Below are 19,770 nucleotides of genomic sequence, written 5' to 3'. Positions count from 1 at the left end.
CGTGGGCTGCTTTCGTCAAATCGTTTGCCGGCAATCAGGCGGTAGGCCAGCCGCGTAGGTCGGCTTAGCGTGGCAACGCCGCGCGTAAGCCGACAAGCTGCGTTGCCGGTATTGTCGGCTTACGCCCTGCGGGCCAAGCCGGCCTACTCTTTTTCGCCAGCAATCAGGCGGTAGGCCAGCGCACCCAGCAAGGCGCCGATGATCGGTGCCAGCCAGAACAGCCACAGCTGGCTCGTCGCCCAGTCGCCCACGTACAGGGCCACGCCCGTGCTGCGGGCCGGGTTGACGGAGGTATTGGTGACGGGGATACTGATCAGGTGGATCAGGGTCAGCGCCAGGCCGATCGGCAGCGGGGCGAAGCCGGCCGGTGCGCGCTTGTCGGTGGCGCCCAGGATGACGATCAGGAAGAACATCGTCAGCACGATTTCAATGACCAGCGCCGACAGCATCGAATAGCCGCCCGGCGAGTGGGCGCCGAAACCGTTCGAGGCAAAGCCCTTGCTCACATCGAAACCGGCCTGGCCGCTGGCGATCACGTACAGCACGCCGCCGGCCACGATGGCGCCCAGCACTTGCGCGATGATGTATGGCAACAGTTGGCTGGCGGGAAAGCGGCCGCCGGCCCACAGGCCGATCGAGACGGCAGGATTCAGGTGGCAGCCCGAGATGTGGCCGATGGCGTAAGCCATGGTCAGCACCGTCAGGCCAAACGCCAGCGCCACGCCGACAAAGCCGATGCCAAGACCAGGGAAGGCCGCGGCCAGAACGGCGCTGCCGCAACCGCCCAGTACCAGCCAAAACGTGCCGAGAAATTCGGCGCCATATTGTTTCATGATGTATTCCTTTACATTGTCGAAAAAACGTACCCAGGGGACGACCAGTCAGACCGCTCATTCAGCTCGCCCTCACCGTATGGCGATGGCAAGGCAAAACACCAGCAAAGTACGGCTGCGCAATCGCAGCAGAGCGCGCATAATGACATATTGTCATTATCAAGGCAATATTAATATGATACGACAATATCAATAGTTTTTATGGAATCAACTATTCTTTTGATAATTTTACTGGTGCCGGGCGGCGCATGTACTTTTGCGGCGCCTCCAGCGGCGTAAAACCAAAGCCAGCATACAGGCCGTGCGCATCGTCGGTGCCCAGCATCCAGGCGACATCGCACAAGCGATCATCGCCGAGTACGGCGGCCACCATCTGCTTGCCATATCCGCGCCCCTGGTATTGCGGCAACACAAACACGTCGCGCAGGTACGCAAAATCCGTGTAGTCGGTGACGACCCTGGCGAACGCCACTTGCTGTCCATCCACATAGCCGCCGAAACACAGCGCATTGGCGATCCCCTTGCGCACCGTGTCGATTGCCACGCCGCGCTTCCAGTACGACTGCTCGCTCAGGTAGCGGTGAATCATGGGCACGTCCAGTTCGTCGCGCTCGCTGGAAATGTGCAGTGACGCGTGCATCAGTTCTTGTACAGCAGTTCGGCTTCTGCGATGCTGGGCTCGCCGAAGTAGACGGTGCGCACGCCGCCCTTGCCATCGCTACCCATGTACACGCCCGTCATGCTGCGCGCGGCCGGGTCGTACAAAATCGAATAGCGGTGGCCGCAATTGTGCGGTTCGCAGACGCTGCTCAGCAGGCGCGCCTTGCCGTCGATCTCGATCGGCTTGAGCGGGCTGGCCACGCCATCGGGCACCCAGCGCTGCCGCTTCAGGCCCGCCTTTTTCAAGCCGACATTAAAAGCCTTGCGAAAGGCGTAATCCGCCTTGTAGACATCCGGGAAATACGGACAGGTAGCGCCGCCGTCGCAACTTTGCGCCTGCTCGATCAGCGACAGCCTCGGCGTACGGGCCTGCGCCGGCATGGCGGCCAGCGCCACGGCAGCGCCCAGGAACAGGGGCAGGAGCAAACGTGCGGACATGCAATTTCCTAACAATATCGAATAATGCTGAAAGCATAGCAGAATGGCATGCTTGTGCGCGCTTCAGGGAGAACAGCGGATGCCGACCACTCCGTTGACCTTGCCTTCGGGCCAGCCCGTCTCGCGCCAGCGGTACACGCCGGGCGCGACGATGATCAATTGCCATTCCACCAGTTTGCCGGCGGCATTGAGGCGGGTTTCATTGTCATAGCGTAACGTCAGGCTACGCTCCGTTTCCGCCACCACCGTCGCGGCAAAGCGGTTGGTTTCGCCCAGCTTGCTTTTCCACGTGCGGTCGTTGAAGATCGCCAGCCGCTGATGGTCGTCAGACAGCTGCATGCGCGTGAAGTGGCGCGCTTCTTCGCACACACTATTTGTATTCACGCTGTCGGACCAGCTGCCGGACAGCTGTTCGGCATCGAAAGGAGTCGGGGTGGCGGCCACGGCCGCACTCAGCAGCAAGGTTGCAAGCATAGTTTATCGAAAGAAAACGAAAGAATCATCATGGTCGGCGCAGCGCCAGGGTGATGCTCGATGGCAGTGCGGGCGTACGCCGGTGCAAAGTCGCCTGCTCGTAGGCATACGCCATCGCAATGAGCGGCTTCTCGCCGTGGGCAGGACCGATGAAGGACAAGCCGACCGGCAAGCCCCCGAGCACGCCGGCAGGCACCGTGATGTGCGGCAAGTCGGACTGCGGCTGCGCTACGCCATGGCAAGTCGGCCCCACCAGCGCATCGAGGCCATCCGAGCGCAGCAGCGCGTCGATGCCGCCCGGCCCCGACGCGGGCGGCAATTCGATCAGTTCCGCGCCCTGCTCGCGCAACACGTTCAGCGCCTGCTCGATCAGGGCATCGGTGCCGGCGCACAGGCCGAACAGGCTGCGCGCCACGCCGATGCGGCGCCCGCGCAAGCCGGCGGCATCGAACACCACGCCATCGGCCAGGCGCTCGCCGCTCAAGGCGGCAAGCAGCCAAGCCGCCTCGCGCACGCTGGGCGCCATCGGTCCGGCAGTGGCCGGCTCGCCCCCCTGCCCGCCTGCGGCCCTGCCTGTGGGCTTGATGGCAACCAGGCCGCAGTTTGAAGCCGGCGCGACGATGGAGCCATCCGCCGCGCTGTCGACGGCCAGGATGGTGAGCCCGGCCCAGCTGGCACTGGCATGCGGCACGCTGACGGCGGCCCACTGGCGCAAATTGCTTTTGCCGATGATGACGGCGCCGGCCGCGCGCAAGCGCGCCGCCACGAAGGAATCGCAGCTGGCATGCGTGGCCAGCGGCGCCTGCGTGCGCGTCTTCATGCGGTCGCCCGTGGCGATGTTGTCGCGCAAGACGACGGGGATGCCGTGCAAGGGGCCGCGCACCTTGTGCACTTGCCGCTCGCGGTCCATTTCCAAGGCGATTTTCAAGGCGTCGGGATTGATTTCAATGCCGGGATAGGCGCGCGCGCCGATGCTGCACAGAGAGCGGATGCGGGCCAGGTACTGCGACGTCAGCGCATGGGAACTGAGTTTGCCTGCCTGCATCATCTGCTGTTGCGGCAAGACGCCGGCGTCGAGCAGATGGGCCATGGGACTGGCCGGCGCCGTGGCACGGGCCAGTACGGGGCGCGGCACGCTCCGGGACGCGCCACTGCGTAACATCTGACTGCGCTGCATCGTATCTCCAGGAAACCTCAGTGTTTCTAACGCAATAATGTGCTAGCCATAGCATAGCAGTCCTTGCAAGTTAATAGTTGTGATAAGGAATTATTTTCCAAGCAAAAAAAACGCCGCCCGAAGGCAGCGTTTCTTGATGGTCCAGTACTGGAGCAAATCAGTTGCGTACGACACGCTTGTATTCGTTGGTGCGGGTGTCGATTTCGATGACGTCGTCCTGTGCCACGAACAGCGGCACTTGCACGGTGTGGCGGTGCGCGTCGATGGCGTTTTCGATCTTGGCTTCTTTCAGGACGTTGCCCGAGGTGTTGCCCTTGACCGCTGGCTCCGAGTACACCACTTGACGGGCGATGGTCGTAGGCAGTTCAACGGAGATAGCTTTGCCGTCGTAGAAAATGGCTTCGCATTCCATGCCATCTTTCAGGTAGTTCAGCGCTTCGCCCAGGTTTTCTTCTTCGATTTCGTACTGGTTGTACTCGGTGTCCATGAACACGAACAGCGGGTCGGCGAAGTACGAATACGTCACTGGCTTTTTATCCAGAACAACAACGTCGAACTTGTCGTCGCCGCGGAACACGTTTTCCATCGGGGTGTTCGTCAGAAGATTTTTCATCTTCCATTTGTAGGTGAAGCCCGTGCGGCTCGAACCGTTGACATCAGAACGCAACACGATCATAGGCTTGCTGTCGACCATGATGATATTGCCAACACGAATTTCTTTTGCGGGTTTCATAGGAATGTACGTAAAAAGTGGGTTGCATGAAGACCATCTGCCGCCTGTGCGCCATCAGCGCCGCAAGCTTGCGTTTGATCGGTTAAAAATACGTTAGAAATAACCGGGCATTTTACCTTAATTTTGGGCAAGCGCCTATCTCGTCGCGCCAGCGAACCCCAGCAGGTTACTTGCCAGATCGCCATTAGCCTGCATCTGCCGCTGCCAGGCCTGTGTGCGCGCCCGGATGCGCGGCAGATCGGCCTGCAATGCGGGCCACAGCCGGGCCCACGGCAAGGCGTCCGCACTGGCGCCATTCCAGGCCAGCGCCGCCTGCACCAGGCTGTCGATGGGACCGTCCGCATCCGCCGCATAGCGCTGCAGGAAGGCGCGCAATTTCACGTGATGCAAGTTTTCATCCTGCAAATAGATATGCCAGAGAAACGGCTGACCGGCCCATTGCGCGCGCACGAACGAGTCCTCGCCGCGCACCAGGTTCACGTCGCAAGCCCACAGCAGGCGGTCGTAATCGTCTTGCGGCACGAAAGGCAGCACGCGCACGGTAAGCGCGCCGTGCGTGCGCGCCGCACCGGGCACCGCTGCATCGTCGCCGATAAACGCTTGAACGGCATCGAACGCGACGCCTTCCGGCACCAGGCAGGTGATCGGCTCGCTGCCCGCCTGCCAGGCAGCAAACAGCTCGGCGACGGGAGCGGATGGATAGCAGAACAGCGACACTTTCAAGGCGCGCATGTCCGCCGCCGTCACGCCGAATTGCCCGAGGAATGCCGCCATGGCGGCGGCATCGGACTGGAACGCCAGCCGCTGCTCGTCGAGCGCCGCTTCGCGCAGCAAGCCACCCGTTTTATCCGTGAAGCCGGGGAAGAAGAAATGCTTGATCATGCCGTGGCGCGGCGACGTCAGCGCATGGCAGCCCTCGACCCACTCTTCCGCTGTCAAGCCTTCCAGGTTCAGCCACACGGGCTGCGGCGAACACTGCGCCATGGCGGCGATATAGCCGGGCGGAATGTCGCAGGCAAAAAACTCGATGACGATATCGGCGATATCGGCGGGCACAAATACACCATCCTGGCCGCGCCAGTGGCGTATCGTGACGCCGGACACTTGCTGCGCCTCAACTGCCACGTCGATCACGGGGCAAATGCGCTGAAAGCTGACAAGATCGTCGACCCACAGGGTGACGGCTACGCCGTGCTCGCCACCCAACTGCCGCGCGAGGCGCCAGCAAATGCCGATATCGCCGTAGTTGTCGACGACTTTGCAGAAGATGGCCAGGGATGGCGCGCGATCGGTAGCTAATGGCATATTCAAAGGAAAAGAGAAAAACGTGACATGGCAGCCCATAACAAAAAAGCCGCACTGTTACCAGGCGGCTTTGTTGTTGGCTGATTCAGCCGGTCTGGCGTCCCCAAGGGGATTCGAACCCCTGTACTCACCGTGAAAGGGTGATGTCCTAGGCCTCTAGACGATGGGGACAGAAAATCTGTCCTGAATGCGCTGCTCTGCATCCCGACCTGTTGCTTGTCTTACTGCTTGCGAATCTGGCGTCCCCAAGGGGATTCGAACCCCTGTACTCACCGTGAAAGGGTGATGTCCTAGGCCTCTAGACGATGGGGACAGAAATCTGTCCTGAATGCGCTACTTTGCATCCTGACCCGGTACTGCAGCAATATTGCAGAAACAAAAAAAGCCTGACTTGTCAGGCCCGTTCAGCACTGCACTCTTACTTTACAACGAAATCCTGGCGTCCCCAAGGGGATTCGAACCCCTGTACTCACCGTGAAAGGGTGATGTCCTAGGCCTCTAGACGATGGGGACCTGTGCTGGCTTTACTCTCAGCGGACTCTTCGCTGAAGGCTTTGCTTAGCCCCTCAAAAAAGCGTGCGCGAAGTATAGCATGGAGTGATTCACGAAATCAACTGCCGGGGGTTTTATTTTGCATCTTATTTGCAGGGTTCTCGCTATGGGGCAGAAGATGCTCGTGCGATATGGCAATACTGCGTTATTGCGATTTCAGCAAGCGCAAAAAAAGCCGCATAAGCGACTTATGGATGCCGAGTTAGGCCGATGGTGCTGTCGGATTACGCTGCACTAATCCGACCTACGCCCCACTCCAGGACGGGGCACAGAAATAAAAAAAGCCGCTCAAGGCGACTTTGATTTATTCACTACCTGTTTCTGCGCTGTTGGTGGAGGTAAGCGGGATCGAACCGCTGACCTCTTGCATGCCATGCAAGCGCGCTAACAGCTTAGCCATATTCCCCTGAGGGTATGGCGGAAATACTTCGCCAAAATAAAAAAAGCCGCTCGAGGCGACTTTGATTTATTCACTACCTGTTTCTGCGCTTTTGGTGGAGGTAAGCGGGATCGAACCGCTGACCTCTTGCATGCCATGCAAGCGCTCTCCCAGCTGAGCTATACCCCCCGGGCGCAGAAACACTGCTACTTCTTTACTACAACACCAGACTGAACTGGCGTCCCCAAGGGGATTCGAACCCCTGTACTCACCGTGAAAGGGTGATGTCCTAGGCCTCTAGACGATGGGGACCTCGGCACTACATTTACTTCTTTACGTCTGCGCTGTTGGTGGAGGTAAGCGGGATCGAACCGCTGACCTCTTGCATGCCATGCAAGCGCTCTCCCAGCTGAGCTATACCCCCCGGGCGCAGAAATAATAAAAGCCGCACTTGGCGACTTTGTTTTACTACTTGCTTTCCATCCAGGTTCCGTTTTTACGGGCCTGAACTTACAACAATCAGTACAAACAACTGCCACTACTATACCACAACAACCTGGCGTCCCCAAGGGGATTCGAACCCCTGTACTCACCGTGAAAGGGTGATGTCCTAGGCCTCTAGACGATGGGGACCGCGGAACTTCCAAACAACATCTGCACCACTTCAACGACTAACAAAACCTGACTGCGATTTTGCTGCTGGTGGAGGTAAGCGGGATCGAACCGCTGACCTCTTGCATGCCATGCAAGCGCTCTCCCAGCTGAGCTATACCCCCGTTGGTGCAGAAACAAGAGTATAGCAAAGAAGTTTCACTCTGCAAATACCCTTTTTCGTCTATGAGCAACTTTTCATAGAGGCGGTTTCCGCACCGTATTTTTACGCGTATTTAAGAGCGGCGATTACAGCCACTTTGCCAGGCGCGCCAGCACGGTGTCGCGGCCGAAGATCACCACGACCTGATCGATGGCCGGGGTCTGCAACTGGCCCGTCAAAATCAAACGCAAAGGCATGGCCAGCAGCGGCATCTTGATGGTGTTGGCGGCCAGCACTTCCTTGATCATGGCGGCCACGGCTTCCTTGCTCCACTCCACCGTAGCGATACGCTCGGCGAATTGCGCCAGCACGGGCTTGATGGCATCCGTGATGTGCTGCGCCACCAGTTCCGCTTCCGGCTGCGGCTCGCGGAAGAACAGTATCGAAGCGGCGGCCAGTTCATTGACCGTGTTGGCGCGCTCTTTCATCATGCCCAGCACTTGCGCCAGGTCCGGCGCACCTTCGAAGACGGCGCCGGCAGCGACCATTTGCGGACGCGCCAGGTCTGCCAGACGCGTGTTGTCGGCCTGCTTGATATAGTGGTTGTTCAGCCAGGCCAGTTTTTCATTGTTGAACTGGGCGGCGGACTTGGACAGGTGGTTCAGGTTGAACCACTGGCAGAACTGCTCGGTCGAGAACACTTCATCGTCGCCATGGCTCCAGCCCAGGCGCGCCAGGTAGTTCAGCATCGCTTCCGGCAGGAAGCCTTGCGCCGGGTAATCCATCACGCTGACGGCGCCGTGGCGCTTCGACAGCTTTTCGCCATCCGCACCAAGGATCATCGGCAGGTGGCCGTACAGCGGCAGCGGTGCGCCGATGGCGCGCAGGATATTGATCTGGCGCGGGGTGTTGTTGACATGGTCGTCGCCGCGGATCACGTGGGTGATCTGCATGTCCCAGTCATCGACGGCCACGCAGAAGTTGTACGTCGGCGTGCCGTCCGGACGCGCGATCACCAGGTCGTCCAGCTCGCGGTTCGAGATCGTGATCGTGCCCTTGACCACGTCGTCCCAGCTCACGTCGCCATCGAGCGGATTCTTGAAGCGCACGACGGGCTTGCGGTCGGCAGGGATGGCCGGCAGGGTCTTGCCCGGTTCCGGGCGCCAGGTGCCGTCGTAGCGCGGCTTTTCGCCGGCGGCGCGCATGCGTTCGCGCATCGCTTCAACTTCTTCCGGCGACGAGTAGCAGTGGTATGCCGTGCCTTCGGACAGCATCTGCGCCACCACTTCGCGGTAGCGGTCCATGCGCTGCATCTGGTAGAACGGGCCTTCGTCGTGGTCCAGGCCCAGCCACTTCATGCCTTCGATGATGGCTTGCACGGCTTCCGGCGTGGAACGCTCCACGTCCGTGTCTTCGATGCGCAGCACGAAGGTGCCGCCGAAGTGGCGGGCATACGCCCAGCTGTATAAAGCGGTGCGGGCGCCGCCCAGATGCAGATAGCCGGTCGGGCTGGGAGCGAAACGGGTACGGACGGGAGTAGCGGTTGTGGTCATCGAAGTAATCAGGCTTGAATAAGTAAAACGCCATTTTACTACCTAAGCAAAGCCCAAAGGCAAACCCCGGGGTCAGTCACTTCGTGATCGAAATGGGGCCCACTGGGTCCCATTTCCCCTGAGGGTCTGACCCCGGTCCTTCAAGGGGCTTGTCTTATAGTGTCAGCAGCCGCCTTTTCACCTCGTCCGCCTGCGCATGCAGCGCCTGCTCGAACAGGGCCACCAGTTGCGACAAGGGCCGGTGCAAAGGCTTGACCAGATTCACGGTGAACGGCAAGGACACGGCAAAGCGGCGAATCTGCAAGCCCTGCCCCGCATAATCGAGGGCCGTGAGCGGATTGACGATGGCCAGCCCCACGCCTTCGCGCACCATCGCGCAGACGGAAGCGGCGCTGTGCGTGTCGAGCGCCAGGCGCCGCTCCACGCCGGCCTGCGCGAAGATGGCGTCGATCTGCTGGCGATACGGGTCGACGGCGGCCAGGCTGATGAAAGGCTGGCCCGCGAAGTCCGCCGGCTGCAGCACGGCCTTGCCGGCGAGCGAATGGCCGTCGGGCAGCACGCACACTTCATCGACGGACATCAGGGTGGCGAGCGCCGTACCCGGCGGGGCATTGTCCACTTCCGTCAGGCCGATATCGTGGCGCTGCGCCGACAACCACTCTTCCAGCAGCGGCGACTCCTGCGGCGTGATGCTGATGCTCACCTTGGGAAAATCGGCGACGAAGCGCTTGCACGCCTGCGGCAGCAAGGACTGGGAAAACACGGGCAGGCAGGCGATCGACAACTGCCCCTGGTCGAACTGGCGCAGGGCCGCCGCCGTGCTGACGATGCGTTCGAGGCCGAAGTACGCGCGCCGCACTTCCTCGAACAGCTGCAGCGCCTGGGCCGTCGGACGCAGCCGCCCCCGCTCGCGTTCGAACAGGGTCAAGCCCGTCAAATGCTCGAGGCGCGCCAGCTCGCGGCTGACGGTGGGCTGCGACGTGTGCAGCATGGCGGCGGCGGCCGTCACGCTGCCCGTCGTCATGATGGCGCGAAAGACTTCGATATGGCGCAGGGAGATAGTCATGTCCATATCATAAATGAATAAGGTCAGCTTAAATGGATATTTTATGTTTAGCGAAAAAACCCGCATCATGGCCAGCATCGTAGGTCGGATTGGCGGGCAAAGCCCGCGTAATCCGACACCACCCCACAACATGACAAAGACAGCCACCATGAAACCAGTGCCAGACGCCACCCTCGCCCAACTCGCCCAGGAACACGGCACGCCATTGTGGGTGTATGACGCGGCCACCATCCGCGCGCGCATCGCCCAACTGGCGCAGTTCGACACCGTGCGCTTCGCGCAAAAGGCCAATTCGAACATCCATCTTCTCACCCTGATGCGTGAAGCGGGCGTGCACGTGGATGCCGTCTCGCTGGGCGAAATCGAACGCGCGCTGCAGGCAGGCTTTACGCCGGCGCAAACGCATGGCGCCGCCGGCGTGGTGTTCACCTGCGACCTGTTCGACCGCGCCACGCTGGCGCGCGTGGCGGCGGCAAAAATCGAAGTCAATTGCGGCTCCGTCGACATGCTGCGCCAGCTGGGCCCCGTGTCGCCCGGCCACCGCGTCTGGCTGCGCATCAATCCCGGTTATGGCCATGGCCACAGCAACAAGACCAACACGGGCGGCGAAAACAGCAAGCACGGTATCTGGCATGAAGAGCTGCCGGAGGCGCTGGCCGTCATCCGCGCGCATGGCCTGCACCTGGTGGGCCTGCACATGCACATCGGCTCGGGCGTCGACTACAGCCACCTGGAAACCGTCTGCGGCACCATGGTCGACCTGGTCAAGAACATGGGCCACGACATCGAAGCCATTTCCACGGGCGGCGGCCTGTCCGTGCCTTACCGCGACGGCGAGCAGCCCGTCGATACGGACCACTACTTCCAGCTGTGGGATGCGGCACGCAAGCAGATCGAGGCGCACTTGGGCCATCCCGTGCACCTGGAAATCGAACCGGGCCGCTTCCTCGTGGCCGACGCGGGCTTGCTGGTGGCCGAAGTGCGCGCCACCAAGCAAATGGGCGGCAACCACTTCACCCTGCTCGACACGGGCTTCAATGAACTGATGCGCCCCGCCATGTACGGCAGCTACCATGAAATGTCGGTGATCGCGCATGACGGCCGCGCGCTGGACGCCAGCCCCGCATGCGCCACCGTCGTCGGCGGCCCCCTGTGCGAATCGGGCGACGTGTTTACCCAGCGCGATGGCGGCGTGGTCGAAACACGTCTGCTGCCAGCAGCGCAGGTGGGCGACTACGTCGTCTTCGAAGGCGCGGGCGCGTATGGCGCGTCGATGTCGTCGAACTACAACAGCCGCCCCCATGCGGCCGAATACCTGGTCGATGGGGAGCAATCCCGCTTGATTCGCCGCCGCCAAACGGTGGCAGAACTGATCGCGCTGGAACAACTGTAAAACCGCGCCCGCGTGCGGGCATGCGCATCTGCTAACATCGTGCAACTCGATGAAAGCCCGCCATGCCCGTTCCCGCACTACCCTCACGCAGCGCCAGCCTGCGGCTGCTGCCTCTGCTGCCCCTGCTGCTGTCCGCCGTCCTCGCCGGCTGCGCTTCACTGCCCTCGCTGGAAGGCCGCGTCCCTTCCCAAGTCGTCACCGATACCGCGCACACCCAACTGGCCACGGCCATTGCGCCCATGGTGGCGCAGCATCCGGGCGTGTCCGGCATCTATCCGCTGGTCGACGGGCGCGATGCGTTTGCCGCGCGCGCCCTGCTGGCCGCCGCGGCCCAGCGCAGCCTGGACGTGCAGTACTACATCTGGCACAAGGACATCACGGGCACCTTGCTGTTCGATGCCTTGCGCCAGGCGGCCGAACGGGGCGTGCGCGTGCGCCTGCTGCTCGACGATAACAACACGGCGGGCCTGGACCAGACCCTGACCATGCTGGGCAAGCAGCAGAATCTGGAAATCCGCCTGTTCAACCCCTTTATTCCCCGTGCGCCGCGCGCACTCGCCTTTGCCACGGATTTTTCGCGCCTCAACCGGCGCATGCACAACAAATCGTTCACGGCCGATAACCAGGCCACCATCATTGGCGGGCGCAATGTGGGCGATGAATATTTTGGCGCGGCCGGCGACGTGCTGTTCGCCGACCTGGACGTGCTGGCCATCGGCCCCGTCGTCGACGAGGTCTCGCACGATTTCGACCGCTACTGGAACAGCGCCTCGGCCTACCCGGCCAGGCTGCTGCTGACGAGCCCTGTCGAAGGCGACGCGGCCACTATCGCCGCCGAGGCGGACCGCATCGACGACACCAAGGCGGCCGAGGAATACGTGCAGGCGCTGCGCACCTCGCCCTTCGTCAAGCAGATGATGGAACGCACCCTGCCCTTCGAATGGGCCAGGACGCGCATGGTCAGCGACGACCCGGCCAAGGTGCTGGACAAGGCCAGGCCCGGCACGGGCGTAGCGGAAAACCTGCAAAACCTGCTGGGCGTGCCTGAAAAGGAAGTGGACCTGGTATCGCCGTATTTCGTGCCCGGCAAATCGGGCACGCAAGCCTTTGCCGACCTGGCGAAAAAAGGCGTGGGCGTGCGCATCCTGACGAATGCGCTGGAAGCGACCGACGTGGCGGCCGTGCATGCCGGTTATGCGAAGTGGAGAAAGCCGCTACTGGAAGCGGGCGTGCTGCTGTACGAATCGCGCCGCTCGTGGGAAGCGGGCGATGCGCGCGAACAGCCGGGCCGCTTCGGCAGCTCCGCATCGAGCCTGCATGCGAAAACCTTTGCCGTCGACGACCAGCGCATCTTTGTCGGCTCGTTCAACTTCGACCCGCGCTCGATCGAGCTGAATACGGAAATGGGCCTCGTCATCGACAGCCCCGCGCTGGCCAGCCAGCTGGGGCTAGCCATGCGCACCACGATCCCGCAGCGCGCCTACCAGGTGCTGCTTGGCGACGACGGCGCACTGTACTGGCTCGCCCGCGACGCCAGCGGCGCCACCACGCGCTACGACACGGAACCGGGCACCAGCGTGTGGAAGCGCATGGGCGTAGCGATTCTGTCGGTGCTGCCGATCGATTGGTTGTTGTAAGCGGTTTTGCCAACGTTGTTGTCGGATTACGCGGGGCTTTGCCCCGCTAATCCGACCTACTCTCTTCACAAGACCAAGGCCGGTCGTGTTGGTGGCGGCACCGAAACGCAAACAACGCCGGTCAAATTGGCGGCGGCGCCGACATGCAAACCCCGTAGGTCGGCTTAGCGCGCAGCGCGTAAGCCGACAACACCACAGCCCAAGAGCCTTACCGCACCGCTTCCGTCAAAATCCGCCCTTCCGACGCCGACGGCTGGCGTATGCGCAGCAGGTGGGCCAAGGTCGGTGCGATGTCGACCACTTCCGCGTACTGGCCATAGGCGCCCGGCTTGATCCAGCGGGGGCCGAACACCATCAGCGGCACGTTGGTGTCATAGGTGTATGGCGTGCCGTGCGAGGTGCCGCCACTGCCCTTGCCGAAGTACCAGGCCGGCTTTGTGACGACCATCAGGTCGCCCGACAGCTGGCGGTTCCAGGCGCGACGCATCAAGGTGTCCATGCGCGTGGCGACGGCTCCCGTTTCCATCTGCGTGCGCGTGTAGACTTGAGCCAGGCCGTCCTGCTGCATCAGAAAGCGGGCCGCCGCATCTTCCAGGGCGGCGCGATGGACGCCGCTCTTTTCCGCCAGCGCGTAATCGAGGTAGATATTCGGCAGCGACGACGCCGTCACCAGCTTGTCGATGCCCAGGTTTGTCGCCAGGTGCTGATTCAGCGCATCGACCAGTTTGGCGCCGTCGATGCGCTTGGCGGAAAAGCCGCGCGTTTCGGAAAATTCCGGCACGTTGGCGAAACCATGGTCGGCCGTCAGCACCACGAGCACGTTATCCATGCCGACTTTTTTATCCAGGTCGGCAAAGAAGCCGGCCAGCATGCGGTCCAGGCGCTGCAGGTGGTCGTGCGACATCTTGCTTTCCGGGCCGTAGGCATGGTTCACGTAGTCGTGCGCGGACAAGCTCACGCCGAGGATATCGGGCACGCCGGCCGGATTGCGGCCCAGGTTTTCGCCATCGATGGCGGCGCGGGCGAATTCCAGGGTCAGCTCGTCGAGGAAAGGACCGGACTTCAGGCGGCTGTAGTACTCGCCATCGAGCTTGCCGCTGTCGCTGTAGTAGGCAAACGGGAAGGTGTTGCGCGCGCCCGGCTTGGCAGGCACGAGGTCGTCGCGGGCGTCGCGCGCATAGGCCGAATCGGCCAGCAGCGGCGTCCAGCTCTTGCCGTAATAGCGGTCCTGCGGTTTGGCCGCCTGGTAGCGCTGCACCCATTGCGGGTGCTGCTGCATATAGTAGGTGCTGCTGGCGAAATTGCCCGTCTTTTCCATGTACATATACGCCGTGCCCGTTTTCCCGGCCAGCAGGATGGCGCCGCGGTCCTTGCCCGACACGGTGACGACCTTGGCCTTGTCACCCGTGGAATAGCGCAGTTCGTCGCCGAGGGTGCTCACGCGCAGCCTGGTCGGCGCCGTGCCGTCGTCGGGTTGCGTTTCTTCGCCGATGTAATGGAAATTGCCATCCTCGGTGCAATACACGGATTTCTTCGTGACGGGATCGATCCAGTTATTGCCGATCACGCCATGCTGGTAAGGGTAGGCGCCCGACAACACGGCCGAGTGGCCGATGGCGGTGACCGTGATGCCGTGCGCCTGGTGCGCATCGCTGAACCACGCGCCCTGTTCCAGCAGGCGGCGGAAACCGCCCTGGCCGAACTGGTCGCGGTAGCGCGTCACCTGCTCTTGCGGCAAGCCGTCCACTACCAGCACCACGACCAGCTTCGGCTGCGTCGCAGCATTGGGCACCGCCTTGGCCGCATGCGCGTGGCACGCCGCCACGCCAGCGGCCAGCAGCAGCGCCTGTGCCAGTTGCCGGGAAAGGGAGAAAGGTTTCGTCATATCCGCTCATCAAAAGTTAGGCCACCGGGCAGCATACGCCGACTATATGACGCAATGATGACAGAAGCAATAACAAGAAAAGGCCGGGCCCCATTACTGGAACCCGGCCCGATGCCGGAACAGATGAATTTGCCTGGCTTACTTGACCGTCACTTTGATGCTTTTGGCCAGCTCCGGCCCATACGACTGGTGCGCGCCGTTGGCGAACTGCATCGTCAGGGTGTACTGGCCCGGCGGCAAGGTGACGTCCGTTTCCGTCTGTCCTTTGCCGAAATGCAAATGCTTGTCATCCATTGGGATCATTTCGCCCGCCTTCATCGGCCCCGTATTGATGAGCAGATGATGGTGGCCCGTCTTGGCCGTCATGTCGCCGGCCGGCTTGACGTCCATGCCACTGACGGCAAACTTGACCTTGAACGGGCTCGCCACTGTCGCGCCATCGGCTGGCTCGACGAAGGAAACGGATTGCGCGAACGCGCTGGCGGCCAGCAAGCTGCCGGCAATCACGGCGGCTGCTTTACGCAGGAATACGGTGTTCAATTGCATGATGTCTCCTCTTGTTTAATAACAACACGGACTGCATGAAACCATATTCCTGGCGACCATGGCGCCGGGGAGCTGCTGGGGTCAGTCGCTTCGCGATCGGAGCGCATTCCATTGGGATGCACTCCCCCGGCGGGTCTGACCCCATGGCCGATCATCAATCGTTCTTGATGACGATCGACGGGAACTTGCTCGTCATATCCTTCGCCTTTTCCGCCACTTTGATCGCGATGGTGCGGGCGATCTGCTTGTAGATCACGGCGACGGGGCCTTCCGGCTCGGCAACGACGGTTGGCGTGCCCGAATCCGTCTGCTGGCGAATCGCCATGGTCAACGGCAAGGCGCCGAGGAATTCCACGCCGAAGTCCGCGCACATCTTCGCGCCACCGCCGGCGCCGAAGATTTCTTCCGCATGGCCGCAGTTCGAGCAGATGTGCGTGCTCATGTTTTCCACCACGCCGAGGATAGGAATGCCGACTTTCTCGAACATTTTCAAGCCCTTGCGCGCGTCGAGCAGCGCGATGTCCTGCGGCGTCGTGACGATCACGGCGCCCGTGACGGGCACTTTCTGCGACAGGGTCAGCTGGATGTCGCCCGTGCCTGGCGGCATGTCGACGATCAAATAATCGAGGTCGCGCCAGTTGGTCTGGTCCAGCAATTGCTGCAAGGCTTGCGTGACCATCGGGCCGCGCCACACCATCGGCTCGTCCGGATCGATCATGAAGCCGATCGAGGACACTTGCAGGCCGTGGTTTTCCATCGGTTCCATGCTCTTGCCGTCGAGGGTCTTCGGCTGGCCGCTGATGCCCAGCATCATCGGTTGCGACGGGCCGTAGATATCGGCGTCCAGCATGCCGACGGTGGCGCCTTCAGCCGCCAGGGCCAGGGCCAGGTTGACGGCCGTGGTCGATTTACCAACACCGCCCTTGCCGGAAGCGACGGCAATGATGTTTTTCACGTTGCTCATCGGCTTCAAGCCGCGCTGCACCGTGTGCGAAATGATTTTCGACGACACGCCCACGCTGACGTTGCCCACGCCCGGCAGCACGCGCAAGGCGGCCAGCACGGATTTGCGGATCAGGTCGATCTGGCTTTTGGCGGGGTAGCCGAGCTCAATGTCGAGGGAAATATCATCGCCATCGACCTTCAGATTCTTGACGGTTTTACTGGAAACGAAATCTTTATGTGTATTTGGATCAATAACCTGGGCCAGCGCGGCCTTGACGTCTTCTACTGTGATGCTCATGTAAATCTCCGTGTGTACTACATATGTGCAATACGCGCAGTCTAGCGCAAATTTGCATGGTGCGATGGCGGCAAAAGCATCACTTGCCGGCCCTGCATCTGCTCATATTGCCTTTCCGCTGTTAAAATGTCCTATTATCCATCCCAAAAGTGCATCAATCATGACTCGCAAGCTGTTCGTCACCACTGCCCTGCCTTACGCAAACGCCGCTTTTCACATTGGCCACATCATGGAATACATCCAGGCCGATATCTGGGTCCGGTTCCAGCGAATGCAACGCGATGGCGCAGCCGGCCGTGAAGTGCACTTTGTGGGCGCCGACGATACGCATGGCACGCCCATCATGATCGCCGCCGAAAAGGAAGGCATCACGCCGCAGCAATTCGTCGCCAACATCGCGGCCGGCCGCGCCCAGTATCTCGATGGCTTCCATATCGCCTTCGATAACTGGTATTCGACCGATTCGCCGGAAAACGTCGACCTGTCGCAATCGATCTACCGCAAGCTGCGCGATACGGGCCTGATCGTCACGAAAACCGTCGACCGCTTCTTCGACCCGGTCAAAGGCATGTTCCTGGCCGACCGCAACATCAAGGGCGAATGCCCGAAATGCGGCGCCAAGAACCAGTACGGCGACAATTGCGAAGTGTGCGGCGCAGCCTACCAGCCGACCGACCTGGTCAACCCGTTCTCCGTGTTTACTAACGCGACGCCCGTGATGAAGCCGTCGGAACAGTATTTCTTCAAGCTGTCCGATCCGCGCTGCTTCGAATTCCTCAAGGATTGGCTCAACACGCCAGGCCGCTTGCAGCCGGAAATGGTCAACAAGGTCAGCGAATGGCTGGGCGAAGCCGGTGAAAAGCTGGCCGACTGGGATATCTCGCGCGACGCACCCTACTTCGGCATCCCGATTCCCGATGCACCAGGTAAATTCTTCTATGTGTGGATGGATGCGCCCGTCGGTTACCTGGCCAGCCTGAAAAACTATTGCGACAAGAAAGGCATCGATTTTGACGCCTTCCTGAATGATCCGTCGACGGAACAGATCCACTTCATCGGCAAGGACATCGTTTCCTTCCATTTGCTGTTCTGGCCCGCCATGCTGAAGTTCGCCAATCACCCGGTGATTGACAAACTGAAAGTCAACGTCCACGGCTTCCTGACGGTCAACAACGAGAAAATGTCGAAGTCGCGCGGCACGGGCATCTCGCCGCTGCGCTACCTGGACCTGGGCATGAACCCGGAATGGCTGCGCTACTACATCGCCTTCAAGCTGAACTCGAAAGTGGAAGACCTGGACTTCAACGGCGAAGATTTTGTCGCCCGCGTGAACAGCGACCTGATCGGCAAATACGTGAACATCGCCAGCCGCTGCGCCGGCTTCATCGCCAAGCGTTTCGACGGCAAGCTGGCGTCGACACTGTCGGAAGGCGCGCAAAGCTGGATCAACCGCGCGCTGACGGTGGACGTCAACGGCGTCATCGTCGAGCGCCAGGCCAGCATCGCTGCGCACTTCGAAAACCGCGAATTCGGCAAGGCCTTGCGCGAAATCATGGAAATCGCCGACATCACCAACCAGTATGTCGATGAAAACAAGCCGTGGATTTTGGCCAAGGACGCGGACAAGACCGCGGAACTGCACGACGTATGCACGACGGCCCTGATCCTGTTCCGCCAGTTGACGATCCTGCTGTCGCCGGTCCTGCCGGGCGTGGCGAAGAACGTGGCATCGTTCCTCAACGACGCAGAATTCACTTGGGCCGACACGCAGGTGTTCGGCGACGCCGTCTCGAACAGCATGCTGGGCCGCACCATCGGCGCCTACAGCCATTTGATGACGCGCATGGATGCGAAGATGATCGAAGCGCTGTTCGACGCGCAGCAAGCGGCCGCCGCCATTGCCGCACCGGCCGGCGACGCCGCGAATGACGCCGCAGCTCCAGTGGCAACCGCTGCCGCCATCGAGGAACTGGCGCCCGAAATCAAAATCGACGACTTCCTCAAGGTCGACCTGCGCATCGCGAAAATCGTCAACTGCGAACTGGTCGACGGCTCGGACAAGCTGCTGCGCCTGACCCTGGATGCGGGCGAAGGCCGCTTGCGCAATGTGTTCTCCGGCATCCGCTCGGCGTACCAGCCGGAAGAGCTGATCGGCAAGCTGACGGTGCTGGTGGCCAACCTGGCGCCGCGCAAGATGAAGTTCGGCATTTCCGAAGGCATGGTCATGGCCGCGTCCGCCGCCGACGAGAAGGCGAATCCGGGCATCTACATCCTGAACCCGTGGCCGGGCGCCGAACCTGGCATGCGCATCCGCTAAGCGCCCACAAGGACCGATGATGAATATCGTGGTGCGCGAAGCAACAAATGCCGATGCACAGCTGATGGCCGAGCTGACCCGCGCCGCATGGGCCGGCAAGGTGGCAGCCTCGTCCAGTGGACACCACGAGACGGCCGAGCAAGTGGCGGAGCAATTGCGCCACGGCGGCGGTTTTCTGTTGCTGATCGACGACATTCCAGCCGGTTCGCTGCGCTGGATGCCGCTCGACAGCGACCCCGCCATCTGGAAGATTTCACGCATGGGCGTGCTGCCCGCCTACCGGGGCAGCCACGTCTCGCAGCACTTGCTCGAAGCCATCATTCATCATGGCCTGTCGTGCCAGGCCGAGGAATTGCGCCTGGCCGTGCGGCGCGACCAGCGCAAGCTGATAGATTTTTATGCGGCCTTCGAATTCGACCTGGCCGAAGAACTGGAATATTCGCACGCCAACCCCGCAGAACCGGCACCGATGGTGATGCGGCGTTTGCTGCGTTATTGATTTTTAGCAATTTCGCCCCGGACTTGCCGATACAACAACCCGCCAAGCCGCACGGCGCGGTAAAATACGGCCGGCTGACCTTACCCATAAGACACTCAGAAGAGAATATGAAACTGCCTGCAAAACACACCAACTACGTATCCGACCACACCTTGTTCATCGCCGAACTGAAGGCCAAGAACCCTGGCATGGAAGCGGGCCAGCAAGCGGGCCGCGCCCTGCTGTGGGACAAGCCGGCCGTCAGCATCGATGAGCAGGAACGCCAGCTGGCGTCGGCCGTCAAGCAACAGGCTTACGTTTACCAGAACAAGAACTAAGATCTGGAA

General features: G+C 61.3%; 17 protein-coding genes and 8 tRNA genes. 5 read left to right on the top strand and 20 right to left on the bottom strand.

The window, feature by feature from the left end; all coding sequences use genetic code 11:
- Positions 1-143: 143 nt before the first annotated feature.
- From aqpZ to AC54AG_RS14775, 17 genes are all read right to left on the bottom strand, one after another.
- Positions 144-833 carry an aquaporin Z gene (aqpZ, locus tag AC54AG_RS14855; RefSeq protein ID WP_034758233.1) on the bottom strand — a complete coding sequence of 230 codons (690 nt, stop codon included), beginning with the start codon at positions 831-833 and terminating at the stop codon, positions 144-146.
- Between the two features lie 211 nt (positions 834-1,044).
- On the bottom strand, positions 1,045-1,473 hold the full coding sequence (locus tag AC54AG_RS14850) for a GNAT family N-acetyltransferase (protein WP_219329824.1): 429 nt from the start codon (positions 1,471-1,473) through the stop codon (positions 1,045-1,047).
- A complete protein-coding gene (locus tag AC54AG_RS14845; protein ID WP_219329825.1) occupies positions 1,473-1,931 on the bottom strand; it encodes an Ivy family c-type lysozyme inhibitor in 459 nt (152 codons plus the stop codon). Before AC54AG_RS14845 ends, AC54AG_RS14850 begins: the two co-directional genes overlap by 1 nt.
- A 63-nt stretch (positions 1,932-1,994) precedes the next feature.
- Positions 1,995-2,405 (bottom strand): hypothetical protein, encoded by a 411-nt coding sequence (locus AC54AG_RS14840; protein WP_139143284.1) that lies wholly within the window; start codon positions 2,403-2,405, stop codon positions 1,995-1,997.
- 28 nt (positions 2,406-2,433) lie between these two features.
- Positions 2,434-3,540, bottom strand: coding sequence for an amidase family protein (locus AC54AG_RS14835; protein ID WP_496630780.1), 1,107 nt, complete (start codon positions 3,538-3,540; stop codon positions 2,434-2,436).
- Between the two features lie 199 nt (positions 3,541-3,739).
- Positions 3,740-4,315: an elongation factor P gene (locus AC54AG_RS14830; protein WP_034758247.1), complete on the bottom strand. Its 576-nt coding sequence runs from the start codon at positions 4,313-4,315 to the stop codon at positions 3,740-3,742.
- Positions 4,316-4,450: 135 nt separating this feature from the next.
- Entirely contained in the window at positions 4,451-5,620 is a 1,170-nt protein-coding gene (gene earP / locus AC54AG_RS14825; protein WP_496630778.1) for an elongation factor P maturation arginine rhamnosyltransferase EarP, read from the bottom strand.
- 95 nt (positions 5,621-5,715) lie between these two features.
- Positions 5,716-5,791 (bottom strand) — tRNA-Glu (locus AC54AG_RS14820).
- Between the two features lie 66 nt (positions 5,792-5,857).
- Positions 5,858-5,933: transfer RNA gene (locus AC54AG_RS14815), tRNA-Glu, on the bottom strand.
- Positions 5,934-6,057: 124 nt separating this feature from the next.
- A tRNA-Glu gene (locus tag AC54AG_RS14810) sits at positions 6,058-6,133 on the bottom strand.
- Between the two features lie 531 nt (positions 6,134-6,664).
- Positions 6,665-6,740, bottom strand: a tRNA-Ala gene (locus AC54AG_RS14805).
- A gap of 47 nt (positions 6,741-6,787) precedes the next feature.
- Positions 6,788-6,863 (bottom strand) — tRNA-Glu (locus tag AC54AG_RS14800).
- A 36-nt stretch (positions 6,864-6,899) separates the two neighbouring features.
- Positions 6,900-6,975, bottom strand: a tRNA-Ala gene (locus tag AC54AG_RS14795).
- A gap of 133 nt (positions 6,976-7,108) precedes the next feature.
- Positions 7,109-7,184 (bottom strand) — tRNA-Glu (locus AC54AG_RS14790).
- A gap of 67 nt (positions 7,185-7,251) precedes the next feature.
- Positions 7,252-7,327, bottom strand: a tRNA-Ala gene (locus AC54AG_RS14785).
- A 124-nt stretch (positions 7,328-7,451) separates the two neighbouring features.
- Positions 7,452-8,858 (bottom strand): glutamate--tRNA ligase, encoded by a 1,407-nt coding sequence (gltX, locus tag AC54AG_RS14780; protein ID WP_496630777.1) that lies wholly within the window; start codon positions 8,856-8,858, stop codon positions 7,452-7,454.
- A 154-nt stretch (positions 8,859-9,012) separates the two neighbouring features.
- Positions 9,013-9,924, bottom strand: coding sequence for a LysR family transcriptional regulator (locus AC54AG_RS14775; protein WP_496630775.1), 912 nt, complete (start codon positions 9,922-9,924; stop codon positions 9,013-9,015).
- Positions 9,925-10,072: 148 nt separating this feature from the next.
- On the opposite strand from AC54AG_RS14775, the gene lysA reads away from it, so the two are divergent.
- Positions 10,073-11,317 (top strand): diaminopimelate decarboxylase, encoded by a 1,245-nt coding sequence (lysA, locus tag AC54AG_RS14770; protein ID WP_496630774.1) that lies wholly within the window; start codon positions 10,073-10,075, stop codon positions 11,315-11,317.
- A gap of 62 nt (positions 11,318-11,379) precedes the next feature.
- Positions 11,380-12,954, top strand: a complete 1,575-nt coding sequence (locus AC54AG_RS14765) for a phospholipase D family protein (RefSeq protein ID WP_496630773.1) — start codon at positions 11,380-11,382, stop codon at positions 12,952-12,954.
- 208 nt (positions 12,955-13,162) lie between these two features.
- Here AC54AG_RS14765 and AC54AG_RS14760 read toward each other — a convergent pair whose 3' ends face one another.
- The 3 genes from AC54AG_RS14760 to apbC form a co-directional block, all read right to left on the bottom strand.
- On the bottom strand, positions 13,163-14,839 hold the full coding sequence (locus tag AC54AG_RS14760) for an alkaline phosphatase family protein (RefSeq protein ID WP_496630772.1): 1,677 nt from the start codon (positions 14,837-14,839) through the stop codon (positions 13,163-13,165).
- A 138-nt stretch (positions 14,840-14,977) separates the two neighbouring features.
- Positions 14,978-15,385 carry a DUF4399 domain-containing protein gene (locus AC54AG_RS14755; RefSeq protein WP_496630771.1) on the bottom strand — a complete coding sequence of 136 codons (408 nt, stop codon included), beginning with the start codon at positions 15,383-15,385 and terminating at the stop codon, positions 14,978-14,980.
- 154 nt (positions 15,386-15,539) lie between these two features.
- Positions 15,540-16,628, bottom strand: coding sequence for an iron-sulfur cluster carrier protein ApbC (gene apbC / locus AC54AG_RS14750; protein WP_034758315.1), 1,089 nt, complete (start codon positions 16,626-16,628; stop codon positions 15,540-15,542).
- 160 nt (positions 16,629-16,788) lie between these two features.
- Between apbC and metG the strand changes: the two genes are divergently transcribed.
- The 3 genes from metG to AC54AG_RS14735 all read left to right on the top strand — a co-directional run bounded on the left by metG (position 16,789) and on the right by AC54AG_RS14735 (position 19,761).
- The gene (gene metG / locus AC54AG_RS14745) at positions 16,789-18,945 is read left to right on the top strand and encodes a methionine--tRNA ligase (RefSeq protein WP_496630770.1); all 2,157 of its coding nucleotides are present in this window, start codon (positions 16,789-16,791) and stop codon (positions 18,943-18,945) included.
- 19 nt (positions 18,946-18,964) lie between these two features.
- Positions 18,965-19,444: a GNAT family N-acetyltransferase gene (locus AC54AG_RS14740; protein WP_034758490.1), complete on the top strand. Its 480-nt coding sequence runs from the start codon at positions 18,965-18,967 to the stop codon at positions 19,442-19,444.
- Positions 19,445-19,551: 107 nt separating this feature from the next.
- A complete protein-coding gene (locus tag AC54AG_RS14735; protein WP_035826611.1) occupies positions 19,552-19,761 on the top strand; it encodes a DUF3460 family protein in 210 nt (69 codons plus the stop codon).
- The last annotated feature ends 9 nt before the right edge of the window (positions 19,762-19,770 follow it).

The sequence above is a fragment of the Janthinobacterium sp. BCJ23 genome (assembly GCF_059617945.1).
Note: the sequence above shows the minus strand (reverse complement) of the source record. Positions and strands in the feature narration are given on the sequence as shown.